General features: G+C 65.1%; 13 protein-coding genes. 6 read left to right on the forward strand and 7 right to left on the reverse strand.

Annotated elements, in window-relative coordinates; all coding sequences use genetic code 11:
* Positions 1-5: 5 nt before the first annotated feature.
* Positions 6-1,811, reverse strand: coding sequence for a potassium-transporting ATPase subunit KdpA (gene kdpA, locus ACTG4X_RS28650; RefSeq protein WP_440532530.1), 1,806 nt, complete (start codon positions 1,809-1,811; stop codon positions 6-8).
* Between the two features lie 2 nt (positions 1,812-1,813).
* Positions 1,814-1,912: a K(+)-transporting ATPase subunit F gene (gene kdpF, locus ACTG4X_RS28655; protein WP_093059552.1), complete on the reverse strand. Its 99-nt coding sequence runs from the start codon at positions 1,910-1,912 to the stop codon at positions 1,814-1,816.
* A 342-nt stretch (positions 1,913-2,254) separates the two neighbouring features.
* On the opposite strand from kdpF, the gene ACTG4X_RS28660 reads away from it, so the two are divergent.
* The 3 genes from ACTG4X_RS28660 to ACTG4X_RS28670 all read left to right on the forward strand — a co-directional run bounded on the left by ACTG4X_RS28660 (position 2,255) and on the right by ACTG4X_RS28670 (position 3,957).
* Positions 2,255-3,415 carry an IS30 family transposase gene (locus ACTG4X_RS28660; RefSeq protein WP_354337951.1) on the forward strand — a complete coding sequence of 387 codons (1,161 nt, stop codon included), beginning with the start codon at positions 2,255-2,257 and terminating at the stop codon, positions 3,413-3,415.
* A 65-nt stretch (positions 3,416-3,480) separates the two neighbouring features.
* Complete coding sequence (locus tag ACTG4X_RS28665) at positions 3,481-3,735, forward strand: hypothetical protein (protein ID WP_093059554.1); 255 nt, start codon at positions 3,481-3,483, stop codon at positions 3,733-3,735.
* A gap of 21 nt (positions 3,736-3,756) precedes the next feature.
* The gene (locus ACTG4X_RS28670) at positions 3,757-3,957 is read left to right on the forward strand and encodes a hypothetical protein (RefSeq protein ID WP_440532531.1); all 201 of its coding nucleotides are present in this window, start codon (positions 3,757-3,759) and stop codon (positions 3,955-3,957) included.
* A 46-nt stretch (positions 3,958-4,003) separates the two neighbouring features.
* Here the strand turns inward: ACTG4X_RS28670 and ACTG4X_RS28675 are convergent, their stop codons facing one another.
* A complete protein-coding gene (locus ACTG4X_RS28675; RefSeq protein WP_354338126.1) occupies positions 4,004-4,840 on the reverse strand; it encodes an alpha/beta hydrolase in 837 nt (278 codons plus the stop codon).
* 224 nt (positions 4,841-5,064) lie between these two features.
* On the reverse strand, positions 5,065-5,673 hold the full coding sequence (locus tag ACTG4X_RS28680) for a TetR/AcrR family transcriptional regulator (RefSeq protein WP_093059556.1): 609 nt from the start codon (positions 5,671-5,673) through the stop codon (positions 5,065-5,067).
* Positions 5,674-5,782: 109 nt separating this feature from the next.
* On the opposite strand from ACTG4X_RS28680, the gene ACTG4X_RS28685 reads away from it, so the two are divergent.
* The 3 genes from ACTG4X_RS28685 (at position 5,783) to ACTG4X_RS28695 (ending at position 11,682) form a co-directional block, all read left to right on the forward strand.
* Complete coding sequence (locus ACTG4X_RS28685; protein WP_440532532.1) at positions 5,783-6,814, forward strand: MBL fold metallo-hydrolase; 1,032 nt, start codon at positions 5,783-5,785, stop codon at positions 6,812-6,814.
* A 130-nt stretch (positions 6,815-6,944) separates the two neighbouring features.
* On the forward strand, positions 6,945-9,065 hold the full coding sequence (locus ACTG4X_RS28690; protein ID WP_440532533.1) for a TonB-dependent siderophore receptor: 2,121 nt from the start codon (positions 6,945-6,947) through the stop codon (positions 9,063-9,065).
* A gap of 52 nt (positions 9,066-9,117) precedes the next feature.
* A complete protein-coding gene (locus ACTG4X_RS28695) occupies positions 9,118-11,682 on the forward strand; it encodes a PepSY domain-containing protein (RefSeq protein ID WP_440532534.1) in 2,565 nt (854 codons plus the stop codon).
* A gap of 79 nt (positions 11,683-11,761) precedes the next feature.
* Here the strand turns inward: ACTG4X_RS28695 and ACTG4X_RS28700 are convergent, their stop codons facing one another.
* The 3 genes from ACTG4X_RS28700 to ACTG4X_RS28710 form a co-directional block, all read right to left on the reverse strand.
* The gene (locus ACTG4X_RS28700) at positions 11,762-11,917 is read right to left on the reverse strand and encodes a hypothetical protein (protein ID WP_177142496.1); all 156 of its coding nucleotides are present in this window, start codon (positions 11,915-11,917) and stop codon (positions 11,762-11,764) included.
* Between the two features lie 81 nt (positions 11,918-11,998).
* On the reverse strand, positions 11,999-12,904 hold the full coding sequence (locus ACTG4X_RS28705) for a 2OG-Fe(II) oxygenase (protein WP_440532535.1): 906 nt from the start codon (positions 12,902-12,904) through the stop codon (positions 11,999-12,001).
* Positions 12,905-12,923: 19 nt separating this feature from the next.
* The gene (locus ACTG4X_RS28710) at positions 12,924-13,595 is read right to left on the reverse strand and encodes a hypothetical protein (RefSeq protein ID WP_440532536.1); all 672 of its coding nucleotides are present in this window, start codon (positions 13,593-13,595) and stop codon (positions 12,924-12,926) included.
* Positions 13,596-13,626: the final 31 nt, after the last annotated feature.

Consider the following 13,626-nt stretch of genomic DNA (forward strand, 5'->3'; position numbering starts at 1 on the left):
GGGCCTCACTTCGCCCACAGCATCAGGTGCTCGACGACCGGTCCCAGCGCGAGCGCCGGCACGTAGTTGAGCAAGCCCACCAGCAGCACGGTGCCGATCAGCAGCGTCACGAACAGCGGCCCATGCGTGGGCATGGTGCCGGCCGTGACCGGAAGGCGCTTCTTGGCGGCGAGCGCGCCGGCAATGGCGAGCACCGGCACGATCACTCCGAAGCGGCCGAACCACATGACGACCGCCAGCAGCGCGTTGTAGAACGGCGTGTTGGCCGACAAGCCCGCGAAGGCGCTGCCGTTGTTGTTGCCGGCCGAGGTCAGCGCGTACAGGATCTCCGAGAACCCATGCGCGCCGGGGTTGGCGATGCCGGCCTTGCCCGCATCGGCGATCACGGCAACGGCCGTGCCGGCCAGCACCAGGATCGGCGTCACCAGGATGGCGACCGAGGTGAGCTTCATCTCATAGACCTCGATCTTCTTGCCGAGGTACTCGGGCGTGCGGCCGATCATCAGGCCGGCGATGAACACCGCCAGGATCGCGAAGATCAGCATGCTGTAGAGCCCGGTGCCCACGCCGCCGAACACCACTTCGCCCAGCTGCATCAGCACCATGGGCACCATGCCGCCGAGCGGGGTGAGCGAGTCGTGCATGGCGTTCACCGCGCCGCACGAGGCCGCCGTGGTGATGGCGGCGAAGAGGGCCGAGGCGTCGATGCCGAAGCGCACTTCCTTGCCTTCCATGTTGCCGCCGCTTTGCAGCACGCTCGACACCTGGTCGACGCCCAGCGGCGTCAGCAGCGGGTTGCCGGCCTGCTCGGCGGGGTTGAGCACGACCACGGCGATGACGAAGATCACCGTCATGGCCGCGAGCACGGCCCAGCCCTGGCGGATGTCGCCGACCACGCGGCCGAAGGTGAAGCACAGCGCCGCCGGGATCACGAAGATCGCGAGCATCTGCAGCAGGTTCGCAAACGCCGTCGGGTTCTCGTACGGATGCGCCGAGTTGGCATTGAAGAAGCCGCCGCCGTTGGTGCCGAGCATCTTGATGGCTTCCTGCGAAGCGACCGGGCCCATGGCGAGCGTCTGCGTCTTGGTGGTGGCGTCTTCCATCACCGGCTGGCCCTTGTCGTCCTTCAGCGGCTGGCCGTTGGCGTCGTTCTTCGGCTGCTGGAAGGCGGTGGTCTCGAGCGTGTCCACCGTCTTGTAGGCGTCGAAGTTCTGGATCACGCCCTGGCCCGCGAGGAGCATCGCGAGCACGAAGGAGATCGGCAGCAGAAGCCAGGTCGTGATGCGCGTGACATCGACCCAGAAGTTGCCCACGAAGCCCTTGCCGTCGGTGCGGCGCGCCGCAAAGCCGCGCACCAGCACGAAGGCCACTGCAATGCCCGTGGCGGCGGAGAAGAAGTTCTGCACCGTGAGGCCGAGCATCTGCGTGAGATAGCTCATGGTCGATTCACCGGCATAGCCCTGCCAGTTGGTGTTGGAGACGAAGCTCACCGCGGTGTTGAAGGCCGAGTCGGGCGACACGGCCGTCATGCCCGCCGGGTTGAACGGCAGCCAGCCCTGCAGTCGTTGCAGGCCATAGACAGCCAGCGCACCGACCGCGTTGAACGCGAGCAGCGCAAAGGCGTAGGTGCGCCAGTGCATGGAGTTGTCGGGCGAGACGCCGGCAAGCTTGTAGAGAGGTGCTTCGACGCGTTGAGTCCAACGCGGCATATGGCCATTGCACATCGCCGCCAGGAAACGTCCGAGCGGCCATGCAAGCAACAGCAGCACGACGAGATAGAAGGCCAGAAGCCCCCAGGCCGAGCTACTCATGATCAGAACTCCTCGGCGCAGATGAGCGCAAAGACGAGGTAGGCGAACAGGATCACGGCGATAAGCCCGGCGAACCCGTAGAGGACTTCAAGTCCGATCATGGCCGTTCTCCCTTGGGCGTATCGAGCTTGTGCAGCCCGACTACCAGTTCGGCCACTACGACCCACATGACCGCAATGGCGGCAATCCACACGATGTCCATTCATCACTCCTGCAAACGAAACAAGTCAGTGAGTCTCTGCAGGCGCGCGTAAAAACAGGGATAAATCTTGGGAGCGGGCTGTAAAAAGAATATAAAAATCCGGAGAGCGCGGTATACGAAGGAACGACGCATCGCTTTGAAACAAGCGAAAGCACGTGCCCCTTGACGGCTGCCGGTGGCGGCGGATTCAACCGGTCGATGCAACACACTGATTGCTGCGTACGCAGAAGGAGTGTTGCAGATGAAGTACCGGACGCGAACCTACTACACGGACAGCCAAAAAGCATTGATGTGGGAGCGATGGAAGCAGGGGTGGACGCTCCATCAGATTGCGCAGCTGTTCAATCGGGCGCACACGTCGGTGCAGGGAATTCTGTCCCGCACTGGCGGCTTTCGACCACCGCCGCGCAGCCGTTCTGTAAGAGCGCTGACCTTGGCCGAGAGAGAAGGGATCTCTCGCGCCGTGGTGGCCGGCCAATCAATTCGCGCAATTGCTGCCCTGCTCGGGCGAGCGCCATCAACGATTAGCCGCGAGATCAAGCGCAATGGGGGGCGATCCAACTACCGGGCGACCGAAGCGGAGGGCGCTGCTTGGAATCGTGCGCTTCGCCCCAAGCAGTGCAGGCTGGCGGTAAACAGAGCTCTGGCGCAAATCGTGACTGACAAGCTTCGGCTGCTGTGGTCGCCGGAACAAATCGCCGGGTGGCTCAAGCATACTTATCCATGCGACGAGAGCCAACACGTGTCACACGAGACCATCTACCGCAGCCTTTTCATTCAAGCGCGTGGTGCCTTGAAGAAGGAACTGTTGCAGCATCTGAGACGCACGCGCGGCATGCGCCGGTCTCGGCATCACACTCAGAAGACCGACACCCACGGGCAGATCGTTGGCGCCGTCTCCATCAGCGAACGGCCCGCATCCATAGAGGATCGCGCGGTGCCTGGTCACTGGGAAGGAGACTTGGTCTTCGGCAGCCACAACAGCCAGATCGCAACGCTGGTTGAGCGTCAGACGCGGTACGTCATGCTCGTGAAAGTGGGTGGCAAGGACACCGAGACGGTCGTCAACGCCTTGATCAAGAACGCTCGAAAGCTTCCTCAAGAGCTCTACAAATCGCTGACATGGGATCGAGGCAAAGAGATGGCCGGACACAAGCGCTTCACGCTGGCAACAGACATCCAGGTCTACTTCTGTGATCCACGCAGCCCTTGGCAACGCGGCAGCAACGAGAACACGAACGGTCTGCTCAGGCAGTACCTGCCCAAGGGCATAGACATCTCAAGCTACTCACAAGCCAAGCTCAACGCCCTGGCGAGACAATTGAACGAGAGGCCGAGAAAAACTCTCGGCTTCCAGACCCCGGCTGAGATGTTCAGCCAGACCGTTGCATCGACCGGTTGAATCCGCCGGCCAAGGCTGCGGTTCGCCGCAGTGACAGCGCTCGAGAGACCCCACAAAGGACCCCGATGAACGCGATCAAAGAAGCACGCCAGATCATCACGGCCGACCCGAACGGCGAGGAGTCCCTGACTCTGGCCCGACTGGTGCTGGCCCTGGAATCCGAGGGCGACTTCCCTCTTGCCAGCCTCTACACGCTGAGCCTCGGCACCTTCAGTCTTGCGATGGAGATCCTGAAGGAGTGGCGGCTCGACCGCTACTACGCGAGAAAGGGAAAGCTGCTGGATGTGTCCTATCAGGCGCAGGTCCTGGCAGCACACTGAAACTCCGCCGGAGGCCGCACCTTGGTCCCGGCAAGCCAGCTCCGGGTCATCATCGGCGAGGTTGAACCTCACGCGTTTTCCTGGACGCTCATGGAGCGCAAGGAGACGGACATCATCGATGTGCAGGTGGCGCGCTCTCCGAAGAACTTTCCCGAATTCGATCTTGCATTGGAAGACGGCTTTCTCGCGCTGAAGGAGTTGGCGCGCGAGCACAAGCGTTGACTGACGGTGCTGCCCGGTGCGTCGCACCAGGCAGCCTCCGGATCCATTACTTGGCGGCGGCGACAGACACCTTGTTCGCGGCTTGCTTGATCAACGCTGCAACAGCCTTGGGATTCGAAACGTAGACGGCGTGGCTGCCTGGGACTTCCGTGACGACGGAACCCGCGCGCTTGGACATGTTGCGCTGCGCAGGCGGCGGGATCATCTTGTCGTCCTTGGCCACGAGGTACCAGCTCGGCTTCGACTTCCATGCCGGTTCGCTCACCGCGCCGGCGAGGGCTGCAACACCCCACGGTACCTGCGAATTCGCCATGAACGCGGCCGTTTCGCCCTTCACGTCCGCTGCGAAAGAGGCAGCGAACTTCGTCTTGTCGAGCATCAGGAAGCCGTCGACCGGCGGGAGGATCGGGGGAACCGGTGCGCCAGGCGGCGGGTTCTTGATCAGCGAGTCGACCGACTCGCCCTTGTCGGGAGCAAACGCAGCGATATAGACCAGGCTCGCCACTTTTTCATCGTTGCCTGCCTCGGTGACGACGACACCGCCATACGAGTGACCGACGAGAACGACCGGCCCCTTCTGGGCGGCGATTGCGCGCTTCGTGACGGCGACGTCGTCCGCCAGCGAGATGGTCGGGTTCTGGACGATGGTGACGTCGTACCCATCCTTCGTGAGGATCTTGTAGACGCCTTCCCAGCCGGAACCGTCGACGAAACCACCGTGCACCAGAACGATGCCGGGCTTTGCCGTCGTGGCGGTGGCAGCGCTGGCCGCACCCGTTGCGATGACTGCGGCGCCGAAAGCGGCGGTGAAGAGCTTTGCGATCTTGAGCATGGACATTTGCAACTCCTGAATGCGCGCATCAGCGCGCTGCTGATTGAACAAGTGCGTTACGGGCGATGCCACCGAAAGCCGCACACGAACTCTCGTGGTGCCGTAAATTTATGACTCAATAGTTTAAGTGTCAAGTATTTAGTGGTGAAGCTGTTTTCCGCTCTTGAGGGTTGACGGCAGCCGCGTTGGCGGGGATGAAAGTGACGCACGAAATTACGGCCGTCGGCACCTTGCGGGCGCGGACGGCCGTAATCGCGTGCAGCGCGAGTCTTGGCTTATGCCTCGTAGTGGCTGAGGAACAGGTCTACCGCCGCATTGGCGATCTGCCGCTGCGCACGCGGCGCCAGCTTGGGCTGGCCCAGCGCGACCTGCGGCCAGAAGGCCACGCCCTTGACCAGGCTCTCCAGTTGCTGCGCGGCCAGTGAAGCGTCGCCTGCCTTCAGGCGGCCGTCCTTCTGTGCGGCGCGAATCCAGCCGAGCACCCCGCCTTCCTTCTGGCCCAGGCGATTCATCATCTCCTGCACGCGTTCGGGCGAATGGATGGCGGCCGCGATGGCCACGCGTGCGAGGTCGAGAAAGTTGTCGTCGGCCAGCAGGGACATTTTCTGCATCAGCAGCGCGAGCAACTGCTCGCGCACCGGCGCATCGGCGCGATAGGGCAGCTCTTCCTGGCTCGCGGCGCTTTCCCACAGCACGCGCAGGATCTCGGCGAAGAGTTCGTCCTTGCTCGGAAAGTGGTTGTACAGCGTGCGCTTCGAAACCTCGGCGCGGGCGGCGATCTTGTCGACGCTCGTAGCCTCGAAGCCGCTGGCGCGGAACTCGGCGATGGCGGCCTGGACGATCGCCTCGCGCTTGCGGTCGGTAAGACGTATAGCCTGGGTCATGGGCGGATTTTACACCGCTGAGTTTACTTTTTTGAATTTCGCTGTACACTCCGAAAAATTACACCGCGTGGTGTACTTTTTATCCTCCCTCTTGATCGGAGTGCTCCGCATGACCAACCAGTCCCTCTGCCTTCGCCGTAGCGAGCCCGTCGTTCGCGCCTCGTCGCCGCGACAGCTTGACGGCAAGTTCCGCAACGTCGTGCCGCGCGAGGAACCCGGCTTCGCCAAGACGCTCGCCATCGCCTGGCGCATATTGACGCAGAAGCCCGACACCACGGTGCCGCGCGCGCCGATTCCGGTGCAGCCCCTCAGCGCGGCAGCACTGGCCGCCGCACCCGACGCGAGCCTGTTCCGTCTCGGGCACTCCACCCTGCTCCTGAAGCTCGCCGGCGAGTTCTGGCTTACCGACCCGGTGTTCTCCGAACGCGCATCACCGTTCCAGTGGATGGGGCCGAAGCGCTTTCATGCACCGCCCATTGCCATCGACGATCTGCCGCCGATCAAGGGCGTGATCCTGTCGCACGACCACTACGACCATCTCGACCACGCCGCCATCGTGAAGCTGGCGCCCAAGGTGGATGTGTTCATCACGCCCATCGGCGTGGGCGACCGTTTGATCGCCTGGGGCGTGGACGCGGCCAAGGTGCAGCAGCTCGACTGGTGGCAGCAGACGGCTGTGGCGGGCGTGCGGCTGGTGGCGGTGCCGGCGCAGCATTTTTCCGGGCGCAGCCTTACCGACAGCGATCGCACCCTGTGGGTGTCGTGGGTGATCATGGCTGACGACCTGCGCCTGTTCTTCAGCGGAGACACCGGCTACCACGCCGACTTCAAGACCATCGGCGAGCGCTTCGGCCCCTTCGATGTGACGATGCTCGAAACCGGCGCCTACGACGCACAGTGGCCCGAGGTGCACATGCAGCCCGAAGAAACGCTGCAGGCCCATCTCGATCTCAAAGGCCGCTGGCTGATGCCCGTGCACAACGGCACCTTCGACCTGGCGATGCACGCCTGGCACGAGCCCTTCGACCGCATCCAGGCACTGGCTGAAGCAGCCGGCATCGAGCTGGCCACACCGGCCATGGGCGAACAACTGTCGCTGGCCCAGCCGCACACGGGGCGGCGCTGGTGGCGCGAGCTCTAGCAGCAAACTCCGCATCGAAGGCACCCGCACAAAATAGAGAATGATTCTCATCCGTACGCATGAGATAAACTTCGCGTGAATTCTCTTTGAGTACTGCGCGCTTGCACGCGGCGCGGGCTCGCACGCTCCCATGCACAAGCTCCTTCTGGCAACGCCACTCGCGCTCGCGGGCGCCGTTTCTTACTCTCACGCACAAACGCCCGATCCCGCCTCCGATGCGTCCGGGCAGCTCAGCACAGTCACGGTGCAATCCAGCGCGACCAACGGATTCGTCGCGAACACCGTGGAGGCCGGCACATTCCGGGGCGCCAACATCCTGGAGGTTCCCGCGACGGTCAACACGGTCACGAGCGATGTGTTCGAGCTCCAGGGCGCGACAGGTATCTACGACGTGCTGCGCAACACCGCCGGCGTGACGCGCCAGCAGAACGGCGGCGACACCTTCGACCAGCTCGTGATCCGCGGCATCGCGGTCGAGAACCGGACGAACTACCGGCTCAACGGCTCGCTCGCAATTCCCAACGTCTCCGAGATTCCCATGGAGAACAAGGAGCGTGTCGAGGTGCTGAAGGGGGCCTCGGCGCTCTACTACGGCTTCACCACGCCGGCCGGCATCATCAACCTGGTGACCAAGCGCGCCGGCAGCACGCCGGTGACTTCCGTCGGCCTCACCGTCGACGACAAGGGCTCCTTGCAGGCCTCCACCGACATCGGGCGCCAGTTCGGCGACCAGAACCAGTTCGGGGTGCGAATCAACGCGGCCGGCGGCCGCGTCGGCTCCAACATCGACGGCATAGACGGCAATCGCCGGTTCGTGTCGGCCGCTTTCGACTGGCGCGTCAACAGCCGCCTCACCCTCAAGGCCGACGTCGAAAACTACCGCAAGCGCATCACCGAGCAGGCCGGCATCACGAGGCCGGCGGCCGTCAACGGCGTGATCACTCTGCCAGCCCTGCCCGACCCGAACAGGCTGCTGGGCCCGGCCTGGGCGGTCTTCGACGCCGAAGTCACCAACACCCAGCTGCGCGCCGACTATTCGCTCAGCGACAACTGGGCGCTGACGGTGGAAGCCGGCCACTCCGAAGCCGAGCGCGACCGCAGGCTCGCCAGCTTCAGCAACTACAACGTGCTGACCGGCGCTGGCCGCATCACCGGCAACGACCAGAGCCTGAAGCAGACCTCCGACCTGTTCCGCACGGAGCTGTTCGGCACGTTCTCGACCGGCAGCTTGCAGCACGAACTCACCATCGGCGCCGCGCAGAGCAAGAAAACTCAGGATCCGATCTACCAGCGCAACTACGGCGGCGCGAGTACCGCGCAGAACCTGTACAACCCGGTCGTCATCGGCTACCTGCCGCTGACCGCGCTCCCGACCCGGCCCACCACCGGGGCACAGGACAGCAAGGAACTGGGTCTTTACGCACTCGACCGCATCACCCTCTCGCCGCAATGGCAACTGGTGGTCGGTGCGCGCCATACGCACTTCGAGAGCACGCAGGGCGCGAGCGCCACGATCCCCCTGATCGCCTTCGACGTGCGCAAGACCACGCCGCTCGCGGCGCTCAGCTACAAGTTCACGCCCGACCTGGTGGGCTACGTGTCGTACGCACAAGGCGTCGAGGAAGGCGAAATCGCACCCGCCGGCACCACCAACCAGAACGCCCACATGCCGCCCGGCGTGAGCAAGCAGAAAGAAATCGGCCTGCGCTGGCTCACCAGCGGCGGCATGCTGCTGTCCGGCGCCCTGTTCGACATCGAACGCCCGGGCGCCTACACCAACAGCGCCAACACCTTCGTGGCCGATGGCCGGCAGCGCTACCGCGGCCTCGAACTCTCGGCACAGGGCCGCCTGACCCGCGCACTCGCTTGGCAACTCTCGGCCCAATCGCTCGACGCCGAGTTCCGCGACATCAACGCGCAGTACAACGGCAAGATGCCCGAGAACACCGCCAAGCAAACGGCCAGCGCCTTCCTCTCGTACGACATCGCGGCAGTGCCGGGCCTGTCGGTCAATGGCGGGGCCTACTACACGGGGCGGCGCCCGGTGGACGACCTGAACCAGGCGTTCATCGGCGGAAACACCATCTTCGGCCTGGGCGCCCGCTACGTCACGCAGCTGTTCGGCAAGCGCACCCTGTGGCAGATCAACATCGACAACGTCGCCGACAAGCGCTACTGGGCGGCGGCCGGCACGCGGCTGGCCGTTGGAACGCCGCGCTCGGTCAAGGCGACGCTGAAGATCGATCTCTGACACCAACAACAACCCAGCCGCGCCCACGGCGGCCCCAACCCCACTTCCCGACATGGCCCTCCTGAGGCGCGCCTGGTTCCAGATCCACTGGTTCATCGGCATCACGGCCGGGTCCGTGCTCGTGCTGATCGGGCTGACCGGCGCCACGCTCTCCTTTCGCGCCGAGATCATCGACGCGATCAATCCCGAACTGCGCCATGCGCCCAACCCGGGCGGCGCGACGGCGCTGTTGCCCGCGGCACTGGCACAGCAGCTGCAGGCGGCGCATCCGAAGCGCCGGATCGTCACGCTCACCGTGTTTGCCGAACCCGGGCGGCCGGCACGCGTCAACTTCGCCCCACCGGAAGGCCAGCGCCAGGGCGAAGTGCGGCTGGTCGATCCATGGACGGCCGAGCTGCTGCCCGAGCCGAAGGGAGACGCCTTCTTCGAGTTCGTCGAAAGCCTGCACCGATGGCTCCTGCTGCCCCGCGACACAGGCAAGCCCGTCACCGGCACCCTGGCCACGGGCCTGCTGATCCTGGCGTTGTCGGGCCTCTATCTGCGCTGGCCGCGCCGGCCGCTTGCCTGGCGGGCCTGGTTGAAGCTGGACTTCGCGCTCACCGGTCGCGCATTCCTCTGGAACCTGCATGCGGTGGTCGGCACCATTGCGCTGCTGGCGTACCTGGCCTCCAGCCTGACGGGCCTCTACTGGGGCTTCGATGGTGTGCGAACGCTGGTCGACAACGCAGCAGGCGAAGGTCGCATGGTCCGCACGCAGCGCATGCAGGCCGGCGGCGCGGCTGCCAAGGCAACTGCGGCGCCCAAGCCCGACCTGCAACGAGTGTGGCAATCCTTCCTGCAGGAAACCAACGGCGACTGGAGCCTGGTCACGCTGCGCATGCCCACGCGCAACGCAACGCAGATCGAAGCGACCTACCTGCGCGCCAACCCCGAGCACGAGCGCGCGCGCAACCGTCTCTATCTCGACGCCGTCACCGGTGAAGCCACGCAGCATGAACGCTACGCCGACAAGCCATTGGCGGGCCGGCTGGTCAACAGCATCTATCCGCTGCACATGGGAACCTACTGGGGCCTGCCGGGCCGCATCGTGATGACGCTCAGCAGCCTGGGGCTGTCGCTGTTCGCGATCACGGGATGGATGCTCTATCTCGGGCGCCGGCGCACGAAGCGCGCGGTGCGCGACGAACGCGCACGCCTCAGCCCGGCCCTGCCACCGGACAGCCACGGCGCCGAGCCCGTGCTGCTCACCTTCGCGACCCAGACCGGCCATGCAGAGCGCGTCGCGTTGCAGACGGCGGCGGTGCTGCAATCGGCTGGCGTCGCGGTGGTGCTGCAGCCACTGGTGCGCCTGAGCGTGGATGCGCTGCAGCGCTACCGCAAGGTGCTGCTGGTGGCCAGCACCTTCGGCGACGGCGATCCGCCAGACAGCCTGCGCGCCTTTGCACGCCAGTTCGCGCGACAGACTGGTTCCGGCTTGCAGCACGTGCACTACGGTTTGCTCGCATTGGGCGACAGGCACTACGCCAACTTCTGCGGCTTCGGCAGGGCGCTCGACCACGATCTGCGCGGCCATGGCGCGCAGGCGCTGTTCCCGATGATCGAGGTGAGCAACGGCGATGCCGGCGCCCTTGCGCGCTGGCAGCAGTCGCTGGCCGACACGTTCGCGGTGCAGGTCGACACGTGGCAAAGACACCAGCCGAAGGTGGCACCCTTCGAGCCGTGGCGCCTCGTGCGCCGCACCCTGCTCAACGCAGGCAGTCAAGGCGCGCCCCTCTTCGAGATCGAACTGGCCCGCCCCGATTCGGAAGCCTGGAAGCCAGGCGCACTCGTCGAACTGCTGCCGCGCCAGGCTCGCCCCGCAGTCGAGCGGGCCCTGCGCGACGCCGGGCTCGACGGACGAACACTCGTCCGCTTCGATGGCCATGAGCGCACGCTCGAAGATGCCCTGTCTCGCAGCACGCTTACGACGGCAACACCCGCCGCAACCGCGCAAGCGCTGGCCGACACACTGGTGCCGCTGGCGCCGCGCAGCTACTCGGTGGCATCGATCACAACGGACGGTTGCGTGCAATTGCTGGTGCGCCAGGTCCGCCACGATGACGGGCTGGGCATCGCATCGGGCTGGCTGACCGCCTCGGCTCCCGCTGACGCCGCCATCGAGCTGCGCCTGCTGCCCAATCCCGGTTTTGCGCTGGTCGACGACGAGGTGCCGTGCATCTTCATCGGCAACGGTTCCGGCTTCGCGGGCCTGCGCGCGCATCTTCGCGAACGCGCGCGGCGAGGACACGGGCGCAACTGGCTGGTCTACGGCGAGCGGAACGCCGCGCACGATTCCTTCTGCGCCACGGACATCGCGCAATGGCAGGCCGCCGGAGCGCTTGAGCGCGTCGACCTGGTGTTCTCCCGCGACCAGGCCCAACGCCGGTACGTGCAAGACCGGTTGCGCGAAACTGCCGACGCTCTGCGGCAATGGGTTGCCGAGCGTGCCGTGATCTATGTCTGCGGCAGCCTCGAAGGCATGGCTCCGGGCGTCGATTCGGCGCTGCGCGAGGCTCTGGGTGAACAGGTCTTCGATGACCTGGTCGCGCAGGGCCGCTATCGCCGCGATGTCTATTGAGTCACGGCGGGACGCCGTATCCGGCGAAGGCCCGGCTCATGTGCAGCATCCCGAAGAGATTGGTCTCGAGTTGCTCGCGCTACTGCTTGCGCGTTGTCTTCCGTGGCTCGATGTCCATCCCTGAGATGCCGTTGACGAACAGCTGAGTCGCGATCGGCACCATCTGCTCGTAGGTGAAGCGCCCCTCGGGGCGGAACCAGGTGAACATCCAGTTGAGCATGCCGAACAGGAACATCTGTCGAGCTGACGATCGTCGGCGCCTTGAAACGGGTCTTGCGCCGATCCGCAGAAATCCGGATGGGCACGAAGACGATCTTCAAAGCCCCGCGAAGGGCCTCGCGACTTCGCCGGCGGCCACGAAGCGGCGCTCGCGCATCCACTTGGTCATGACCCACTTCTCGCCTCGGGTCACGATCGCACTGGCGTGCAGGGAGCGCGTGTCGACGCGGCCGTTTTCATCGGCGTACTCGAAGTAGCAGGCATTGCCGCGAATCGGCGAAACCGCCAGGCCAAGCTGCGGAAAGACGGTCTGGCCGCCGTCCTGCACGTCGTTGAGATAGGTCACCAGGGTGCTCACGCGCTGGCCGCTTCGCGCGATGGATTCACGGTTGGCGGCGTTGGTGGGTGCCAGATAGTCGTAGTGAGGCTCGCTGCCCGCGCCGCTCGGGTAGTACAGCACCTGCAGCCCCTCGCCGTTTTCCAACGGAAGGTTCATCAGCGCCGACAGGCGCCGATCGAGACGGGCGACCAGGTCGTTCTCGCCCAGGCGGAAGAACATGCCCCAGCTGGCGCGCTTGTCGCTCACCACATCGCGGCCGCTGGTTGGATCGACCAGCGTGGAAGGCTTCAGGCGCGGGCGCGCCATTTCGATGATGCCCTTGCACTCGTCGGCATCCACAACGTTGCCGAGCGCGGCAAAGACCGGGTCTTCGCCGCGCGAGTGCACGACGATCTCGCGGTCGGCCGCTGCAATCCGCGTGCCTGGTGCAAGTCGCGCCACGGGCTTGGCCGGAGCTTCGTCCGGCAGTTCGATGGCGTCGGCCGGCATCGCTGCGCCACGCTGGCGCGCATCGACATAAGCCGCGACGATGGCCTGCGCCGCGCGCTCGTTCATGCCTTGCTTGAGCATGGTGGCCACCAGCACGTGCGGCGCCTGGCCGGCATTGAGGTTGTGCGTGAGCCAGCGGCCCAGGTCAGGCGAGAAGCGGATGACGGTGCTCATGAGGCACCACAGGTGCGAGTCAAACCGGCCCCATCCGGGCGACCCAGCCCTTGTCGCCGAGCGTGAAGCCCTGGCGCAGTTGCAACTGCCCGCCCGCGCCATTCGTGATGCGCGTGATCATCGGGAACACGCGCTGCGCGTCGGCGTTCTGCATCCACGGCGCCGTGTCGATCTGGTAGGTGTAGCTCACCACCGCCAGCGGATGGCTTGCATCAGATGCATCGACCTTGACGTCGACGATCTTCTCGCGCTTGAGGTGCGCCACGCAGAAGTCGTTGGCGTGCTCGGTGCCGTGGTTTGCGTACGGATGCGGCTTGTAGAACTTGCGGCCGGCGTCGGTCAGCTCGAATCGCTTGACCGCGCCGTCCGGGTTCTCGCTGCTCTTCGGTACGGAGACGATGGTGCTGTGCACCAGGCCCAGTTGCTCCATCACCGGAAACTGGATGGCGTGGCGTGCACCAGAGCCGGCCTCGGCTTCTGTCAGGTCGATCGGCCAGTCGAACATTGAAAGGCAGATGTCGCCACGCTGGGCCAGGTGGTCATCCAGTGCAGCCGCGAGGTTCTCGGCGGTGGGTGCCTTGGCGTCGTGGCTGGCGCTGCATGCGGCCAGCGCGCAGACAATGGCGATGCCCGTCAGGGTCTTGATCGAAGTCCGGGTGTGCCGGCCCGGGCGGATGGAGCGGAGATTCATGGGGTCTCTGGTTGATTTACGGGTAGCAGGC

The sequence above is a fragment of the Variovorax sp. YR566 genome, from assembly GCF_051992195.1.
In the GTDB taxonomy this organism is placed as follows: Bacteria; Pseudomonadota; Gammaproteobacteria; order Burkholderiales; family Burkholderiaceae_C; genus Variovorax.